Source organism: Gluconobacter sp. P5H9_a (assembly GCF_018812085.1).
Classification (GTDB): domain Bacteria; phylum Pseudomonadota; class Alphaproteobacteria; order Acetobacterales; family Acetobacteraceae; genus Gluconobacter.
This window is the reverse complement of the sequence record NZ_JACRVW010000004.1, coordinates 82,768-101,083: the sequence shown is the minus strand read 5'-3', so window position 1 is coordinate 101,083 and position 18,316 is coordinate 82,768. Positions and strand designations below refer to the sequence as shown.

Sequence of the window (18,316 nt, the reverse complement as noted above, 5' to 3'; positions counted from 1 at the left end):
GTTCTCAAGCATTCCCCAGAATAAAGTCCGCCGCTCGTTCACCAATCATGACCGTTGCCGCATTGGTGTTAGACCCAAGCAGTGATGGCATGACCGAGCTATCACAAATCCGGATGCCCTCCAGTCCATGCACATGCAGGCGTGGATCAACAACCGCCATTTCGTCCCGGCCCATTTTGCACGTACAGGTTGGATGATAGGATGTGCGTCCCTGCTGGCGGGCATAATCCTCATATGCCTTGAGCGTACGGCCGCCGCCTTCTGGTAGGCAAACCTTGCTGATGTATTTTTGCAGCGAGTGGCTACCGAACATCTCATAGCTCAGGCGAACGCCCTCGGCCGTTGTCCGCAGATCGTCCGGGTGACCCAGAAAATTCGGATCCACAATCGGTGCTTCCCGAGGGTCAGACGAACGCAACGTGACAGACCCACGCGCTTTTGGACGGAGCGTATAGCTGTTGAGCGTGATGCCGGACGTCCCTTTCGGAACAGACGCCACACCCGCTTCCGCACCCGCCCCCGCCAGGAAGTGGAACTGAAGATCCGGGCAGCTTGCAGCCGGATCGCCGTACCAGAAGGCTCCGCCCTCCACGACGTTCGACGCCACTGGACCACTTCTGAACAGCGAATATTGCAGGCCAGCCCACATCATCCACTTGTACTGGTTGTACTTGTCGAAACTGTCATGGCCTTTCAGCTCAGCGACGATATCGACACCAAAGTGATCCTGCAGATTCTGACCCACACCCGGCAGATCATGAACAACGGGAATACCGTGTTCTTTCAGATGTGCAGCCGGACCAACACCAGACAGCATCATCAGCTTTGGCGTTCCGATTGCACCGGACGTGACCAGCACTTCCTGCTCAGCACGCGCAGTGTGCATCTGCTTGTCCGCAATGTACTGCACGCCGACTGCACGCTTCCCCTCGAAGACGACCTTCAGAACCATCGCGCCAGTAATCACCGTCAGGTTCTTACGCTTCAGAGCGGGACGCAGATATCCAACGGCCGTAGAGCAGCGCCGGTTATTGCGCACCGTCAGCTGGTAAATACCAGCACCCTGCTGAACTGGACCGTTAAAGTCAGGGTTATACGGAATTCCGATTTCCTGGCAGCTCTGTACGAAGGCGCGGCTGACGGGGTTCGGGCAATCCAGGTTCGACACGCCGAGTGGACCATCCGTTCCGTGCCATGATCCCGCAAGAATAGAATTTCCCTCAGAGCGGATGAAATACTTCTGAATGTTCTTGAAGCCCCAGCCGTCAGCTCCCTCCTGCTCCCACCGGTCAAAATCAGATGGATGGCCACGTGTGAAAACTTCGGCATTGATGGATGAACCACCACCGAGAACACGCGCCTGCACATACGGGATCTGGCGGTTATTGGCGTGCTTCTGCGGTGTGGTGACAAGCCCCCATGTCAGGGGGCCTGTCGTCATTTTCGCAAAGCCAACCGGCATGTGAATGAGCGGATTGGTGTCACGCTTGCCTGCTTCGATCAGGCAGACGCGCACCGCCGGGTTTCGGGAGAGACGGGCGGCAAGAACACATCCTGCCGAGCCGCCGCCAACGATAACGTAATCGAAACCAGTCATCATTATGCGATCCAGTGCGTCCGTTTGCCGAGATCTACGTGAACGGATTTGATCTGGGTGTATTCTTCCACACCATACATGCCCGCTTCACGGCCCCAGCCAGACTGCTTGAAACCACCCAGCGGCATTTCAGGGCCGCCAGCCATGATCGTATTGACCCAGAAGCGCCCGGCCTGAACCTTGCGTGTCACCTTCAGGGCCTTGCTGATGTCCTTCGTCCAGACAGACGCGGCCAGACCATAAACCGTGTCATTGGCCAGGGAGATCGCTTCCTCAAGCGTGCTGAACCGGAAGACGGACAGCACAGGGCCAAAGATCTCGTCCGTCGCAATGGACATATCCGGCTTCACATTCGTGAAGAGCGTTGGCGCAATGTACTGCCCACGACCCAGCTCAACCTTGTTACCACCGCACAGAACGCGCGCGCCTTCGGCCTTACCCTTCTCGATGTAGTCGAGAATGGTCTTGTTCTGAGCATCCGTCGTAATGGCGCCAATCTGCGTTTCCGGGTCAAACGGGTCGCCCACGCGGATCTTTTCCATCTTGGCGACAACAAGCTTCTCAAACTTGTCGGCCACAGACTCCTCAACGATCAGGCGGCTGGACGAGACGCAGCACTGCCCGGTGTTGAAACTGATCCCGAACGCCACCGCATCGGCCGCATCTTCCAGATCACTATCCGCAAAAACGACAATCGGGTTCTTGCCACCAAGCTCCAGACCAAGCTTCTTGAGGTTGCTGTCTGCGGACGCATGGATACAGGACCGGCCAACACCCGTGGAACCAGTGAAGGACAGCATATCCACATCCGGATGCTGCGTCAGAGCCTGACCGACACTCTTTCCGGTGCCGGTTACGACGTTATAGACACCCTTTGGCAGGCCGGCTTCCGCCAGAATATCGGCAAGCATCAACGTGGTGGCGCTGGTGACTTCTGCAGGCTTCACGACGACCGTGCAGCCTGATGCCAGAATGAACGGCACGCGCTCACACAGAATCATGAAGGGGAAGTTCCAGGGCGTGATGAGGCCAACGACACCCACCGGCTCCCGCAGAACCATGCCGAACAGGCTTTCGCCCAGATTGTTGAAGCTATCACCATGCAGAAGACGCGCGGCACCCGCAGCCATTTCAAAACAGGAAATACAGTTGTCGATCTCGGCCTTGGCCTGTGAGATCGGCTTGCCGTTTTCCAACACTTCCCAAAAGGCGATGTCATCGCGACGCTGCTTCAGAAGCTCAGCCGCCTTCAACAGAATCGCACTACGTTCCGAACTCGCCAGGCCAGCCCATGTGCCGTTTTCAAATGCACGCCGCGCTGCCGCTACCGCATCATTCAGATCGTCTTCCGTGCAACGTGCAATTCGCGTGACAATAACATCATGACTGGGAGACTTGCGCTCGAACATCTCACGTCCGTGGCGCCACTCACCATCGATGAAAAACCCAAAGTCACGAGCCACTCCGGATGGAGCCAGTTTCTGTGCCATCTTGTTCATTGACGGCTTCTCCCTGTCTTTTTGACGAGCATTCAATGACGCATCGTCGTTTCAGATTGTCCCGTGAGCAGAAGTCGAGCGCACCAGGATTGTTTAACGGTAAAGATAATATCAAACCGCCTAGGACCGGCGGTGCGCTGGAGGGAGCTTTACCTCATTTTCAAAATGTGGGCTGTGGACAGGACCCTCCACAAGAAGGCTGTTTCTCCGAAAATGTTTCCGAAAAAAACTACTGTGCGGAATGTTTTCCTCACTCCTGCTTCCTGATTTCACCCCTCCATCATGGAGAGATTAAATCGCTCTCCGCACCATCTGGTTACTTTGGTAGCGCATAATGGAAAATCCCATAAATCACGTTATAGTGATAGATAAATCTCTTTTATATGTTATTTTTTATGTGATGTTTTGACGTCTGCGCGTTTCCGGCCATAAAGCGGGAGCTTCAGGCCCGGCTCTAGCAAAAAGCGAGATTTCCCGTTGAGTGCACAGTCCCAAGACACACAGTCGTCCCGCCCTCGCATCCGCGACGCCGAGGCTACGAAGAGCCGGATTCTCGAGGCAGCAAAGAAAGAATTTGCGAAAAATGGCCTTGAAGGAGCCCGTGTCGATACAATCGCGCTAGAAGCCAATGCCAATAAGCGCATGATTTATCACTATTTTGAAAGCAAAGAGAAGCTCTTCCAAACTGTTCTGGAAAACGCATATTTTGATATTCGGGAATCTGAGAAGAAGCTGGATTTGGATAGTCTGGACCCAAGAGAAGCTCTGGAACGACTCGTCCGCTTTACCTGGAACTACTACATTCAGAATCCTGAATTCATTTCACTGGTGAATAGCGAGAATCTGGCTCAGGCACGGCATCTAAAGTCCTCCGATGCCGTCAAAATTGTCAGTCGACGCTTCGTCGGCCTTGTCGACACGATTTTGAAGCGTGGGGTGGCACAAGGCCTCTTTCGAGAGGGCGTTGATCCCGTCCAGCTCAATATCACCATTGCAGCAGTCAGCTACTACTACTTCACAAATCAATATACAGGATCGATCATTTTCGAGCGGGAACTGATGTCTGAGGCCGCTCAGGCAGAGCGCATTCGCTTTAACATCGAAACAATATTGAGGATTGTTTCTCTTTGAGCACGGCACGAATTTAAAGAAACCGCAGGACGATCTCATAAGAGCCGGTTCGATCCCGACAGTGAGGATGCACAGCCCCTTCTCCGGGACCGCTGGTCGACCAAGGCTCCTATACTCCACGCACGAGCGTATCAAACGACAGACGCCTGTTTTTGCTTCCTTCCAAATACGTTAGGATTTTGCCCAGATTTGGTCGAAATGCCTTAAAACCTACAGTCCGCGAAATGGCTTTCAAACGGGCTAGGCGCTATCAGAAAAACCTACGAGTAAATTTCTGATACTAATTATTAAATAGCTACCACTCAGACGGGATAGAATTGAGATATGAAGATTTCAGAGTGGATGGTGCAGTCTGGCGTCCCATTCGGAACGAGCGGGGCCCGCGGCCTTGTTACGGCCATGACAGATGCTGTGTGCTTTGCCTACACTGTGGGGTACCTAAAGCACCTTGAAACACTAGGGGAATTTGCTCCCGGAACATCTGTGGCTATTGCTGGTGACCTTCGCCCCAGTACACCGAGCATTCTAAGGGCCTGCACCGCTGCAATTGCCTGGATGAAGGGTGAGCCAGTCTTCTGTGGTTTCGTACCGACACCTGCCCTGAGCCTCTACGCCTTCTCTCGCGGGATCCCGTCTCTCATGGTGACCGGCAGTCACATTCCTGATGACCGCAACGGGATCAAATTCAATCGTGCCCATGGCGAATTCCTGAAAGACGATGAAGCTGCCATGCGGACACAGGATGTTGTTCTGCCTGAGGGTTGGTTTGACGCACAGGGTCATCTGACAACAGACTTCACACTTCCTGCCGTCACCGACGTTATTGCCGATTACATAGAGCGCTATCGTCACTTCTTTGGTGCCGCCTCCTTGTCCGGTCTGACACTGGGGATTTACCAGCACTCCGCGGTTGGTCGTGACGTTCTGGTCACCATTGTCGAAGCTCTGGGCGGAAAAGCGGTTCCACTAGCACGCTCTGATGTATTCGTTTCCGTGGATACGGAAGCCGTGCGTCCGGAGGACGTGGATCTGGCGCGCGACTGGGCTAAAGAAGGGCAGTATGATGCCATCCTTACCACAGATGGTGACTCGGATCGTCCTCTTCTGGCCGATCAAAAAGGCCGCTGGATCCGGGGAGACGTTCTGGGTATTCTGGCTGCCCGGAAGCTGGGAGCTGCAGCAGTCGCAACTCCAATCAGCAGCAACACCGCGCTTGAAGCATCAGGATTTGTCCCCTCTGTCCGACGGACACGAATTGGCTCGCCATTTGTTGTCTCCGCAATGATGGATGCAGCGGCAGAAGGCTTCGTGCCTTCCATGGGCTATGAGGCCAATGGCGGCTTCCTGTTAGCCAGTAATATTGTTCAGGATGGAAAAATACTTCGGTCCCTCCCAACGCGGGATGCGGTTCTTCCCATGCTTTGTGCGCTCATTGCAGCACAGGGCCGTCAGGACGGTCTTGCAGGGCTTCTCCCCACCCTTCCACCCCGCTTTACAGTCAGTGACCGGTTGAAAGAGATCGCTACGGAACGCAGCAGAGCACAGCTTCAGATACTCCGTGACGATATTCCTGGTGTGGCCAACATGCTGGGATTCGTGACCATGTGTGGTCCTGTGACGCAGGTAAATGAGACGGACGGCATACGTATGACGTTCAAGCAGGGCGACATTATTCATTTACGTCCGTCAGGCAATGCTCCGGAATTACGCCTCTATGTGGAAGCTGAGACTCAGGAACGGGCTGAAGAATTACTCACTCAAAGCCTGCAGAATGTTGCTAAATGGCTAGCCTAACAATCTACAGCTCGCCGGTATCTCTAAGTAATTATCCAGAGAATGACTGGAAGACGGACTGCCTGATTCTGGGGTCCAAACTTTGCTGACGTATTTCTAAGGCTTTATAGGCCGTAAGTACGTATCTGTGTTTTGGATAAAAGCTCCAAGGATGGCTGCAGAGGCGCAGCGGCCTGTTCTCATATCGCCAGCCCACCATATAGTCGGCGTAGACAACGAACACCGCTGAACAAGCGGTGTTCCGTTCGAAATGATGGCGCAATTCTTAGGAAAGAGCGTGCGGCGAGATTGAAATGCTTTATGGGCATCATACTCAAGCACGCAGTGACGGCCTTATCTGGCTCGCTCAGTTAATGCCTCTTAAACCTTGATGTGGCACGTGGCCTACCGTAGCAGCCAAGGCCAAGCAAAGCTTCAACGAATTTCTGGGAAAAGACTGGTGCTGCTGGACAGGATTGAACTGTCGACCTCTCCCTTACCAAGGGAGTGCTCTACCACTGAGCTACAGCAGCAGTACCGGTGCCTTGGCGCGCTTCGTATCTCTTCAGCGCGCCAAGTGCAACCCCCTTAATCGTCGCGATGTACCTTTTCCATGCGCTCGTGACGTTCCTGAGCGTCGATGGAAAGTGTAGCAATCGGGCGTGCTTCCAGGCGCTTCAGACCGATAGGCTCGCCGGTTTCCTCACAGAAACCGTAGCTTCCGTCTTCGATCCGCAGCAGAGCCATATTGATCTTGGCAATAAGCTTACGCGCACGGTCACGGGTTCTTAGCTCGAAAGCACGATCCGTTTCGACGCTTGCACGGTCTGTAATGTCAGATTCATGAATCCCGCCTTCTGAGAGGCTGGCGAGTGTGCCGTCAGCCTCTTTCAGCAGGTCCGCACGCCAGCGCAGAAGCTTCTGCCTGAAGTACTCCACCTGGAGGGGGTTCATGAATTCTTCTTCGTCGGAAGGGGTATAATCCGGCGGTAGCGTAATCATGCGCATCCAATCCCAGCTAATCCGCCAACGTCCGATCGATAGCCGCGGGCGATAACGCGCGGCTTATAGCCATCACAGATCATTTCGCCAACCCCGTAGATCTTTATTCCATATCTCCTTCAACCGCAGAATTCCGCGCCCGTGTTAGGTGTTTCTTTACGATACCGCGTCATCCTGAGTGTCAAAGGGTCTTTGTTACAGTTTAACCCGTCAGGATTTCACTGAACTTTCATGTCTGTCCTCTTCAGCTCTCATCCCATTTTTCGGCGCCTAACCGCTATTTTCTGCGCTTTTATCCTGTGCATCCCGTCTCTGACGCTGGCTGCTACTGTCCGCATCAAGGACATCACGGACATGGAAGGCGTCAGAACCAACCAGTTGATTGGCTATGGCCTCGTGGTGGGACTCAACGGCACAGGGGACCGGCTGACAAATTCCATTTTTACCCGAGAGACTCTGATTTCCATGCTCAACCGGCTCGGTGTTAATATTCGGGACCAGGAGACACAGTTACAGACTCATGACGTCGCAGCAGTCATGGTCACGGCAGACCTGCCAGCATTTGCCCATGGCGGAAATAGAATCGACGTCACGGTTTCAGCAGCCGGAGATTCCTCCTCCCTGACAGGGGGCACACTCCTCGTTACCCCTCTCATGGCAGCAGATGGCGAAGTTTACGCCGTCGCGCAGGGGAGCCTGGCGACAAATGCCTTTAGTGCCCGCGGTGCTGCTGCTTCCGTGACCCGCAACGTTCCGACCAGTGGCCATATCGCAAATGGTGCAGTTGTAGAGCGTGAGGTTCCGTTCGATCTCAGTCACCGCAAAAACCTGCATCTCAGCCTACGGAACCCTGATCTGACGACAGCAAGCCGAATGGCAGCCGTTATCAACCGCACAATAGGTCCCATCGCTGTTGTCGAAGACCCTCGAACAGTCCTGCTGGACCTCAGTACCCGTGACCCGGTGCCTACGTTGTCTCGCATCGGAGACCTGCTGGTGACGCCCGATAACCCGGCTAAGGTCATCGTGGACGAAGCCAGCGGAACAATCATCATGGGTGCCGACGTCCGTATCAGCACAGTGGCGGTTGCGCAGGGTAATTTGACAGTTCAGATCACGGAAACCCCACAGGTTTCTCAGCCTGGGCCGTTTTCAAACGGCCAGACTGCTGTTGTCCCTCGTACCAACGTCAAAGTTGACACGGGCAAGAATAGTCATTTGGCCGTTCTTCCAGGTGGAACGACCTTAAGAGAACTGGTGTCGGGCCTGAACGCACTCGGGGTTGGCCCACGTGACATGATCAGCATTCTGCAAGCCATCAAAGCGGATGGAGCCCTGCAGGCAGAACTGGAGATGCGCTGATGACTGTCTCAAACCTAAAGCCGCTATCACAGGGCTATGCCCTTCATGACAATGCCCCGGATGCTGCAAAGACCCTTAAAGCAGCGAGGGATTTTGAATCCATGACCCTCAACCAGATGCTTCAACCCATGTTCCAATCCAGCGATGACAGTCAGAATATGTTCAGTGGAGGAGCGGGAGAGCAGCAATTCCGTCCCATGTTGGTGGAGCAAATTGCGAAGCAGATGGAGAATAACGGCGGTCTGGGCATGACAGACGCCATTGATCGACAGATGCTGGCCATGCAGGAACAAAAATGATGACCACGTCCATCATCTCAGCAATGAAAAAGCTTATTGCGATTCTGGCACTTGAAAATAATGCCCTGTCAGAAGCACGACTTTCTGACGCCCTGAAGCTTATCCCACAGAAACAGGACACAGCAGCAGAACTAGAAGCAGCAATCGCAACGGCCTCTGAAAAGGATGCGTGCACTTTTGCTGGCACACCGTTGTCTCCAGAGCATCGTAGTCTTCTGGAAGAGATGATCGCGCTGGGAAAGCGAAACGGCGAGTTACTCCAGCACGCAATTTCTTCGCAGAAACGCGTCATAGAACTCCTGACAACTTTTCCACCGTCAGAAATGGTTCAGGGCTATGGGCATACAGGGACGTATGCCCAGGAGGAAGGACAACGGCAGGCACTGTTCATTAGCCGTGCCTAACCAGAAGCAGAATTAGTCTTCCGCTAGAACCTGCCTGCTAACCTTAACCTTCGAGACGCGGCGGCGATCCATTTCCAGCACTTCGAACAGCCAGCCTTCAAAGGCGACCTTATCGCCTCTAGCTGGAACACGCCGCAACAAAGCCAGAATTACCCCACCCAGAGTATGATAACTGCCTCCCCCTGGCAGCTCCGGCAGGTCCAGGCGAGAGCGGAGCTCATCGGCAGGCATGAATCCATCAAACAGGTATTCATCTCCGCCTTCGGCAGCCTGGAGTTCGAAGGAATTGGCTTCGGTCTTTTCTTCACCGACAATGGCTTCGAAAACGTCAGACGGTGTCACGATGCCTTCGAAAGAGCCGTATTCGTCCAGAACAAAAGTTATGCCGATATTTACACCACGCAGGCGTTCAATCATGTCCTGCGCGCTCAGACTATCAGGAATGACAGGGGGCTCGCGCAATGCTGCCTCAATGGACACCGGCATTCCCAGCAACAGACGGTCCATGATGTCTTTGGCAAGAATGACACCGACCGGATGATCGACGTCCCCCTCACACACTACGATACGCGCATAGGATGACTGCCTGAGCTTACGCACGAGCGTTTCCTGGTCAGCGTGACGGTCTACCCAGAACAGCTCGTTGCGAGGTGTCATGATGGCTCGGACAGGACGGTCAGCCAGCCGGAGCAGGCGTTCGATCATGGCCTGTTCGTCCGTTTCCAGAACACCAGCGCGCGCGCCTTCAGCCAAAACAGCTCGGAGTTCTTCCTCCGTCACAGCGGCACGGGTCAGAGGCCCAACACGAAGCAGGCGCAGTACAAGCGATGACGTGCCGCTCAGAAGCCACACGACAGGCTGAGCGACGCGAGCAACGACCACCAGAAGCCAGGACAGGCGAGACGCGATGATCTCAGGCTGTTGCAATGCAATCTGCTTGGGAACCAGTTCACCAAACACCAGCATCGCAAAAGTTATGATCGCCACGACCAGAACAATCGAGAGCTCACCCGCGAAGGGGTGCAGAGCGGGAACGGTTGCTATCCACTCCCGGATGTTGGCTTCAATCTGGCTTCCGCCAAACGTACCTTCCAGAATCGAAACCAGCGTCATGCCAATCTGAACGGTAGGAAGAAACGCATGCGGGTCTTCCGCAAGGCGCAGAGCTGCGGGCGCACCGCGGAAACCCTGTTTTGCAAGGACTTCCAGCCGCGGGCGCTTGGCTGAAATAAGTGCCAGCTCTCCCATGGCAAAAACAGCGTTCAGAAGAATAAGCAGGCAGATAACAAAGATCGGGGTCAACATGGTCCGGCCGGAGTAATGAGACCCTGATGATAGTCAGGACTGCCGTTCGACACCATGACATTCATGCCACACTCGTAGTTCTGTATGACAGAATACAAAAAAACCGGCCTCGAAGGTCGGTCTTTCTGCATCATCCAGTCAGAAAAAGACTGTGTCAGTCAGCAGCGTCAGCTGCTGCCGTCACAGTATTGGCTGCCGGACGGCCATTTACACGGACACGCGGACCACGAGCTGGCTTGCCACCTGTCGTGATCTTTTCCATCTGCTGCTCAACCTGCGCTTCATAGCCGTATTCGGCAGGACGCTGATTGGCGAGCGAGATTTCCGGAACCATCGGCTTTTCAGTTTCCGGTCCGAACAGTGCGACCTTAGCGATATGCCAGGGACGACGAACGGCATCCATCACAGCTGTGGATTCGTAGCCTGAGTGAACCATGCAGTCAGCGCATTTCTCATATGCGCCTGTACCATACTTCTCCCACTCGGTATCGTCCATCAGCTCTTTGAAGGTTTTGGCATAGCCTTCACCCAGCAGATAGCAGGGCCGCTGCCAGCCAAACACGGTGCGAAGCGGCTTGCCCCAAGGTGTGCAGTGGTAGTTCTCGTTACCAGCAAGGAAGTTCAGGAACAGCGGCGACTGTGTGAAGCGCCACTTCTTGCCCTTACCCAGACGGAAGACATCGCGGAAAAGCTGCTTGGTCTTCTGGCGGTTCAGGAAGTGTGCCTGATCCGGAGCGCGCTCGTAAGCATAGCCCGGAGCGGTCATGATGCCATCAACGCCTAGAGCCATGACTTCATCGAAGAACGCAGCCAGACGCTCAGGAACCGCACCATCAAAGACTGTGCAGTTAATGGACACACGGAAACCACGTGCCTTGGCGGCCCGGATTGCTGCCGTCGCCTTCTCGAACACGCCGTCCTGACAGACCGACGAGTCATGCATCAGCTTGTCGCCGTCCAGATGCACGTCCCAGGAGAAGAAGTGGGATGGCTCGTAATCATCGAGCTTCTTCTCGAGAAGAAGGCCGTTTGTGCAGAGGTAAACGTACTTCTTCCGCGCAATCAGACCCTTGATGATCTGAGGCATTTCCTTGTGCAGGAGGGGTTCACCACCTGCAACGGCAATGACGGGGGCGCCTGCTTCCGTGTCGGCATCCAGACATTCCTGCAAGCTCATACGCTGGTTCAGGATCTGCGCCGGGTAGTCGATCTTACCACAACCGGCACACGCCAGATTGCAGCGGAACAGCGGTTCGAGCATCAGGACCAGCGGATATCGCTTGCGGCCCGTGAGGTGCTGCTTGACAACGTACCGTCCGACTCGGACAGCCTGCATCAAAGGAACGGCCATTATAATCCTCTGGTTCTAGCCACCGACAGTGTGCGCCGTGACAGCGCGCCGGGGCCCTAAACATCTGAATGAGGCCCGTATGGCCTAGGCAATGTCGGTTTGTGTTAACCGGCACCGAGAAGGCGCATCGGACTCTTGATTGACTGGCTATAGCCTCATTGCCATGTGGGCCTCAATGTCGTTGGTTGCAATTCTATGTAGTGATGTGGCCATTCGACCACAGAACGATTTACGCATCCGGCGGTTGATACCGTGCAGTAAGAGCATGACCTCTTGCATAAAACGTCTCAGAGGACGAAAGCATGACCATGAATTCCCGATTTGCCCAGAACGCGACTCTGTCCCTTCTTGTGACCAGCCTCTTCGCAGGCGTCCCGGTGGCAGCAGCGCAAGCCCAGACCGCCCCAGCAGCCAGCGAAAGCTCTGTATCCGCGCCAGCCGCGCCAATTCAGGGTTTGTATGATGCTCTGAAAACTGCGCAGACGACGGGCAAGACCGCACAGCAACGCGCCACAGTGATTGCGCCGGCCGTTGACCATGCGTTTGATCTTGAGGCCATTCTGCGTCGCTCTGTGGGGGTGCGCTATAATAATCTGAGCGCAGCTGATCGCACCCGTCTGCTTGGATCGTTCCGTCAGTTCACAATCGCGCGATATGCATCTTCTTTCAAACCGGGAAGTAACGCTGTCTTCACAATCCTGCCCCAGACACGCCCTAATCCAACGGGCGGCCAGATTGTAGACACGACTATCGGCGGTGGCACTGACGGCGGCACACCAATCGATTACATTATGACCAATGGTTCATCTGGCTGGCGCATCACGGACATTCTTCTGGACGCCCATATCAGCCAGGTTGCTGCTCAACGCGCCGATTTCGGTGGCGCCCTGTCCCAGGGCGGTGCAAGCGGTCTTGCAGATCTGCTGGACCGGAAAACGACCAAATTCCTGCATGATTGAGTCCCGCGCGGCTACGAAGCTCTTCCTTCCTGATGTGAAGGGGAGATAAAAGACCGCCGTGCCTTTACCTCTCTCCATCGCAGCTGGCTTCTGTACACTCGTATCTGTAGCCGGAAATATTCAGGCCCTTACGGGGGCTACCCTTCTTGCACGTTTCCGCACGCGGGAACGTCGAGAGGACGAGGCCGTCCGCATGTCGGGCAGGCGTTGGCCAGCTGTTACAGTACTCAAGCCTCTTCACGGCAATGAGCCTCTGCTCCGGGAAGCGCTTGAGAGTGTCTTCACGCAGGACTATCCGGACTTCCAGATTGTTTTTGGCGTTCACGACGAAGCTGACACGGCTCTGTCCGTCGTTCAGGATCTTCGGCAGAAACATCCGCATGTCCCTGTCAGCATTGTCATCAATGCTGCGGAACATGGTCCGAACCGGAAAGTCAGCAACCTCATCAACATGTTTGATGAGGGGCAGCACGATGTTCTGGTCATTTCAGACTCTGACATTCACTGCGCTCCGACTTACCTGAAGCATGTTGTTTCCAGCCTCGAAGCTCCCGGTGTCGGACTTGTGACGACTCTTTATGCCGGGCGCACAGCTGGTGGAACGCTGGTCCAGCAACTTGGCGCCTGTCAGATCAACCACAATTTCCTGCCAGGCGTGATGATGTCACGCCTGCTGGGTCGTCAGGACTGTCTGGGCGCCACCATGGCTCTCACACGACAGACACTGACTGAAATTGGCGGACTGGAAGCTCTTGTCGATCACGTGGCGGACGATGCTGAACTTGGTCAGCTTGTCCGTCAGCGTGGTCAGGGCATCGCCATTGCGCCGTCCCTCACCCATACCACTGTTGGCGAACACACCCTCAGCGAGTTGCTCTCTCACGAGTTACGCTGGGGCAGAACCGTCAAGAATGTTGAACCCGTCGGCTATGGCCTGTCTTCCATTCAGCTTCCGCTGTTCTGGGCCGTCACAGCCGTTCTTTTTCGTCCCAATACATGGTGGACCTGGCTTCTGCTGGGGCTGACCTGGGCCATTCGTGGCCTTGGAAGCCGCATTATAGACCGTGCAACGGAGTGTCCTTTACCCGCTGCGATCCCTCTTCTGGTCATCCGTGACTGGCTCTCCGCAGCCATCATGGTGGGCAGTGCAAGAGGGTCACGCGTTGCATGGCGCGGCAGAACGGTCCATATCGCCCGAAGAAAACGTAAATCTTCGGCGCGCGCCACAGCGTTCCAGTCTGGCGCCACCACCCACAGGAGTGTCCGATCATGATGAGAACCCTTTTTCTCCAGCCTCCTTCCTTCGACGGCTTCGATGGTGGTGCTGGTTCCCGTTATCAGGCCAAGCGTGAAATCAAGTCTTTCTGGTTTCCAACATGGCTGGCTCAACCGGCAGCTCTGGTGCCCGGCTCCCGCCTGATTGACGCCCCCCCAGCGAAGATGGGCATGGATCCGATCCTTGAGGACGTGAAGAATCGCGACCTCGTCGTCATGCACACCTCCACGCCGTCCTTCGCATCAGACGTCCGCGTGGCGCAGATGATCAAAGACGCCAACCCGAAGATCATGATCGGCATGGTCGGCGCCAAGGTTGCCGTGCAGCCTGACGAGAGCATGAGACAGGGTGGCCCGATCGACTTCGTGGCGCGCAACGAGTTCGATTTCACGATCAAGGAAATCGCCGAGGGCAAGCCACTGGCAGAAGTGGACGGCATCACCTGGCGCAATGCTGACGGCGAGATCATCGCCAACAAAGAGCGCGCGATGATTGAGGACATGGACAGCCTTCCGTTCGTAACGGAAGTCTACAAGCGTGATCTCAACATCAACGACTACTTCATCGGCTATCTGAAGCACCCGTACATTTCCATCTACACGGGCCGTGGCTGCAAATCCCGCTGCACGTTCTGCCTGTGGCCGCAGACGGTTGGTGGCCATCGCTACCGCACGCGTAGCCCGGAGCATGTTGCTGCCGAGATCCGTCTCGCCAAGCAGTACTTCCCGGAAGTACAGGAATTCATGTTCGATGATGACACCTTCACGGACGACCTACCGCGCGCAGAAGCCATTGCCCGCGAGATGGGCAAGCTGGGTGTGACGTGGTCCTGCAATGCCAAGGCGAACGTCCCTTACGACACGCTGAAGATCATGAAGGAGAACGGCCTGCGTCTTCTCCTCGTGGGTTATGAGAGTGGCAACCAGCAGATCCTTCACAACATCAAGAAGGGCATGCGCGTCGAAGTCGCCAAGGAATTCACGAAGAACTGCCATAAGCTGGGCATCAAGATCCACGGCACATTCATTGTTGGTCTGCCGGGCGAGACGAAGGAAACCATTCAGGAGACCATCGCTTTCGCCAAGGAAATCAACCCGCACACACTGCAGGTTTCCCTGGCCGCTCCTTATCCGGGCACGGCACTCCACAAGCAGGCAACCGAGAATGGCTGGCTAAACGTCGATGCGGCCGAGCTGATTGACGAGAACGGTGTGCAGATTGCTCCCCTGCACTACCCGCACCTGTCACACACGGAAATCTTCGAAAGCGTCGAGGAATTCTATCGGAAGTTCTATTTCCGCGGCTCCAAGATCGCTTCCATCCTGAACGAAATGATCCGCAGCCCGCAGATGATGAAGCGTCGTCTGCGCGAAGGTGTGGAATTCTTTCAGTTCCTCAAGGACCGTCACGCGGCCTGAGACCGTCCCTGACGGCCTCGTTTTCTCGAAAAGGGGCATGGCTTGGCAGCCATGCCCCTTTTTTCATGACCTTCGCCCCCTGTTCCGGAGCTTCATCATGACCCGTCGCGCCATTGTTTCCGCCGATGATTTCGGCATGAGCCTGGAAGTCAACGAAGCTATTGAGGCTGCCCATCGCAAGGGCGTCCTTTCAACGGCAAGCCTGATGGTCGCTGGAGATGCCGCAGCGGACGCTGTCCGTCGGGCGAAAACCATGCCTGACCTGAAAGTCGGCTTGCACGTCGTCGCGATCGAAGGGAAATCCGTATTGGATCTTCCCGCCATCACGGATGAACAGGGCTGGTTTGGTCGCAACCAGGTTCGGCTAGGCGTCGAATATTTCTTCAGCCCTCATGCCCGAAGCGCCATTCGTCGTGAAATTGAAGCGCAGTACCGCGTCTTTGCCCGTACAGGCCTTCCGCTGGATCACGCGAATGCTCACAAGCATATGCATCTCCACCCCACTGTCGGGCGCTTCCTGATTGAATCGGGGCTGGAGCATGGTCTGAAAGCTGTGCGCTCTCCGTTTGAGCCACCTGAGCCTGTGGACGCAAAAGATAGCATCGGTGATCGCGCCTTGCGTCGCTGGATTGGAGTCCTTCGCCATCAGATCCACAAAGCAGGCCTAAAGACCAATGACTGGTGCTTCGGGCTGCGCTGGTCTGGCCATATGACCCCTGACCGCATTCAAGCCCTCATTCCGAAACTTCCCCACGGCGTCAGTGAAATTTATTTCCACCCTGCCACAGCTCAAAACGCCATGATGCATCGCTTCATGCCCACGTACGATCAGGAGGGTGAACTCGCGGCGCTTCTCGATTCCGGTGTTCGCGACGCTTTCACACAGGAAAAGATAGATCGGATTGGCTGGTCGGATCTTTAAGGCGTCGGACCGCTCGCTTTTTTGCTGTTTACTCACTCCGTTCCGAGACCATTATGATACCGAGGGTCTCCAAGCTTCTGAACTGACAGGGATTTTAACGAGTGAAAGCAAGAATGAACGGACGGGACCTTTTCAAGCGACTGTTTTTTCTCGCAGGGCTGGTGGCCTCGCCAGCTTGGGCTAATCCGTCCGCAGTTCTGAGCGTCAAGGACGGGGATACCGTTCACAAGTTCAGTGTTGAAGAGCTTCTGCATCGCCCCGAGACCCAAAGGCTCGATCTGTCCCATATCAAGCAGCCTCTTGGGCCAGACGTTCCCGCGATCCCGCTTTCAGCGCTGATCCATCAGGATGATGCGCTGGCTTTTCAGGCCACAGATCTTTTTACGGCGGAAATTCCCAGAAGTGTTTTCGAACAGGCCCGCAAACATCACGTCACTGCGTGGATCGCCATCGAAGACAAGGAATGGCCTAAACGCCGTCCTCATGGTCATGACCTTGGACCGTTTGCCCTTGTGTGGACCGGTGAAGAAGTTGGCATCATCAAGCAGGAACAATGGGTCGACCAACTTGCTGCCATAACCCCATCCTCAAGTAATGAGCTTCCGTCTGGCACGAGCGAACCCGCCGCAAAAGGCCAGGTCATTTTTGCAGAAAACTGCCTGCCCTGCCATCAGCTCATGGGCGTTGGCGAGGGAAGCATGGGACCGGATCTCGGGCGCCCCATCCCGGTAACAGAGTACATAACCCCAAAAGGCTTCCGGGCCATCATCCGCAACCCGAAGCAGGTCAGGAAGTGGCCAAGCGAACACATGGAGTCTTTTCCGGAAAGCGCCATTTCGGAAAGCGATCTGGATGCACTCTGGACCTATCTTCAGGAAGTCGGCCAGTCAGGATTGGCCCAGAAACATCTTTGAAGCGTAGGGCTATGGGATGATCCGGGAAATAACTTCCCCGGATCACGTATTGCCCTCAGGCGCGCAGAGCAAAATCTTCCTGCGGCCGCGCACCAAAGCGCGTGATGATGGCACCAGCAGCCTGATTGCCTAGCTTCGCGCACGTCACGAGGTCATGCTGCTTGCTCAGGCCAGCAAGGAATCCGGCCGCAAATGCATCACCCGCGCCGGTCGTATCCACAACCTTGACTGGCGTAGTCGGAACATCGTGACGCTCACCCTTGCTGATGACGACAGCGCCCTTTTCGCTCCGCGTGACGATAGCCAGCTGGGTTTCTGCAGCAACCTGACGCAGAGCGTCTTCGAAATCAGTCGTTTCGTACAGCGCCAGAAGCTCGGCTTCGTTGGCAAAAAGAATATCGACGTGACCGGCAACAAGCCCACGGAATGCCGCGTGATGACGGCCAACGCAGAACGTATCTGACAGCGTCAGAGCAACCTGACGGCCAGCCTTGCGGGCCAGCGTAGCAGCATGTTCGAAAGCAGCCTGAGCATGGGGCTTATCGTAAAGATAGCCTTCCATGTACGTGATGGCAGCATCCGTGACTGTCTCTTCATGAACGTCTGCCGGTGTGAATTCCGTACAGGCTCCGAGATAGGTAAACATGGTGCGTTGTCCATCGGGCGTCACGAGCACGATGCAGCGCGCGGTCGGAATTTTTTCAGACGCAGCGAGTGGCTGGGACGGGAAAGTCAGGCCCTGATCGCGGATATCCTGCGTAAAGTGCGTCCCGGCCTGATCTTCAGCAACCTTGCCAAGATAAGAGACTTTTGCGCCCATACGAGCCGCAACCACCGCCGTATTGGCACCAGAACCGCCACCGGCAACACGTTCAACAGCAATACGGTTTTCAATGTCCTGCGCAGTTGCCGCATCAATGAGCGTCATGCTGCCTGGAGTTGCACCAAGATCGGCAATAACAGCCGGGTCAACAGAGGCAAGAACATCGACAATCGCGTTGCCGATGCAGAGGAGATCATGCTTGGGGGCTGACATTAAGGCTCCAGAGTTCACAAAAAAGCAAAAAATCGTTCAAGACGCCATCTGCGCCATTAAATCAACAT

General features: G+C 55.3%; 16 protein-coding genes and 1 tRNA gene. 10 read left to right on the top strand and 7 right to left on the bottom strand.

Annotated features, from left to right (window positions below; all coding sequences use genetic code 11):
- Positions 1–4: 4 nt before the first annotated feature.
- Both KP708_RS05920 and KP708_RS05915 read right to left on the bottom strand, forming a co-directional pair.
- Positions 5–1,597 carry a GMC family oxidoreductase gene (locus tag KP708_RS05920; RefSeq protein ID WP_083956318.1) on the bottom strand — a complete coding sequence of 531 codons (1,593 nt, stop codon included), beginning with the start codon at positions 1,595–1,597 and terminating at the stop codon, positions 5–7.
- Positions 1,598–1,599: 2 nt separating this feature from the next.
- Entirely contained in the window at positions 1,600–3,096 is a 1,497-nt protein-coding gene (locus KP708_RS05915; RefSeq protein ID WP_215749297.1) for an aldehyde dehydrogenase family protein, read from the bottom strand.
- A gap of 477 nt (positions 3,097–3,573) precedes the next feature.
- Here KP708_RS05915 and KP708_RS05910 point away from each other — a divergent pair, with 477 nt between their 5' ends.
- Positions 3,574–4,227: a TetR/AcrR family transcriptional regulator gene (locus tag KP708_RS05910; protein ID WP_215749299.1), complete on the top strand. Its 654-nt coding sequence runs from the start codon at positions 3,574–3,576 to the stop codon at positions 4,225–4,227.
- 342 nt (positions 4,228–4,569) lie between these two features.
- Complete coding sequence (locus KP708_RS05905; protein WP_215749475.1) at positions 4,570–6,021, top strand: phosphomannomutase; 1,452 nt, start codon at positions 4,570–4,572, stop codon at positions 6,019–6,021.
- A gap of 437 nt (positions 6,022–6,458) precedes the next feature.
- On the opposite strand, the gene KP708_RS05900 is transcribed toward KP708_RS05905, so the two are convergent.
- Positions 6,459–6,533: transfer RNA gene (locus KP708_RS05900), tRNA-Thr, on the bottom strand.
- Positions 6,534–6,588: 55 nt separating this feature from the next.
- Complete coding sequence (gene dksA, locus KP708_RS05895; RefSeq protein ID WP_046900902.1) at positions 6,589–7,002, bottom strand: RNA polymerase-binding protein DksA; 414 nt, start codon at positions 7,000–7,002, stop codon at positions 6,589–6,591.
- Positions 7,003–7,233: 231 nt separating this feature from the next.
- Here dksA and KP708_RS05890 point away from each other — a divergent pair, with 231 nt between their 5' ends.
- Genes KP708_RS05890 through KP708_RS05880 form a run of 3 tightly spaced genes read left to right on the top strand, consistent with a single transcriptional unit; the run spans position 7,234 to position 9,067 of the window.
- Positions 7,234–8,364 carry a flagellar basal body P-ring protein FlgI gene (locus KP708_RS05890; RefSeq protein WP_215749301.1) on the top strand — a complete coding sequence of 377 codons (1,131 nt, stop codon included), beginning with the start codon at positions 7,234–7,236 and terminating at the stop codon, positions 8,362–8,364.
- Positions 8,364–8,663, top strand: a complete 300-nt coding sequence (locus KP708_RS05885) for a rod-binding protein (protein ID WP_215749303.1) — start codon at positions 8,364–8,366, stop codon at positions 8,661–8,663. Before KP708_RS05890 ends, KP708_RS05885 begins: the two co-directional genes overlap by 1 nt.
- Positions 8,660–9,067 carry a flagellar protein FlgN gene (locus tag KP708_RS05880; RefSeq protein WP_252347254.1) on the top strand — a complete coding sequence of 136 codons (408 nt, stop codon included), beginning with the start codon at positions 8,660–8,662 and terminating at the stop codon, positions 9,065–9,067. The genes KP708_RS05885 and KP708_RS05880 overlap by 4 nt, the downstream gene beginning before the upstream one ends.
- Positions 9,068–9,079: 12 nt before the next feature.
- On the opposite strand, the gene KP708_RS05875 is transcribed toward KP708_RS05880, so the two are convergent.
- Positions 9,080–10,372, bottom strand: coding sequence for a hemolysin family protein (locus tag KP708_RS05875; protein WP_215749305.1), 1,293 nt, complete (start codon positions 10,370–10,372; stop codon positions 9,080–9,082).
- Positions 10,373–10,526: 154 nt separating this feature from the next.
- Positions 10,527–11,723, bottom strand: coding sequence for an adenosyl-hopene transferase HpnH (gene hpnH, locus KP708_RS05870; protein ID WP_046900163.1), 1,197 nt, complete (start codon positions 11,721–11,723; stop codon positions 10,527–10,529).
- Positions 11,724–12,025: 302 nt separating this feature from the next.
- Here hpnH and KP708_RS05865 point away from each other — a divergent pair, with 302 nt between their 5' ends.
- From KP708_RS05865 to KP708_RS05845, 5 genes are all read left to right on the top strand, one after another.
- Positions 12,026–12,682, top strand: coding sequence for an ABC transporter substrate-binding protein (locus tag KP708_RS05865; protein ID WP_215749307.1), 657 nt, complete (start codon positions 12,026–12,028; stop codon positions 12,680–12,682).
- A 58-nt stretch (positions 12,683–12,740) separates the two neighbouring features.
- On the top strand, positions 12,741–13,955 hold the full coding sequence (hpnI, locus tag KP708_RS05860) for a bacteriohopanetetrol glucosamine biosynthesis glycosyltransferase HpnI (RefSeq protein ID WP_215749309.1): 1,215 nt from the start codon (positions 12,741–12,743) through the stop codon (positions 13,953–13,955).
- The gene (hpnJ, locus tag KP708_RS05855) at positions 13,952–15,376 is read left to right on the top strand and encodes a hopanoid biosynthesis associated radical SAM protein HpnJ (protein WP_211499836.1); all 1,425 of its coding nucleotides are present in this window, start codon (positions 13,952–13,954) and stop codon (positions 15,374–15,376) included. Before hpnI ends, hpnJ begins: the two co-directional genes overlap by 4 nt.
- 97 nt (positions 15,377–15,473) lie before the next feature.
- A complete protein-coding gene (hpnK, locus tag KP708_RS05850; RefSeq protein WP_215749311.1) occupies positions 15,474–16,298 on the top strand; it encodes a hopanoid biosynthesis-associated protein HpnK in 825 nt (274 codons plus the stop codon).
- A 113-nt stretch (positions 16,299–16,411) separates the two neighbouring features.
- Complete coding sequence (locus tag KP708_RS05845) at positions 16,412–17,212, top strand: cytochrome c (RefSeq protein WP_252347255.1); 801 nt, start codon at positions 16,412–16,414, stop codon at positions 17,210–17,212.
- 55 nt (positions 17,213–17,267) lie between these two features.
- Here the strand turns inward: KP708_RS05845 and KP708_RS05840 are convergent, their stop codons facing one another.
- Positions 17,268–18,248: an adenosine kinase gene (locus KP708_RS05840; RefSeq protein ID WP_203548257.1), complete on the bottom strand. Its 981-nt coding sequence runs from the start codon at positions 18,246–18,248 to the stop codon at positions 17,268–17,270.
- Positions 18,249–18,316 lie beyond the last annotated feature (68 nt).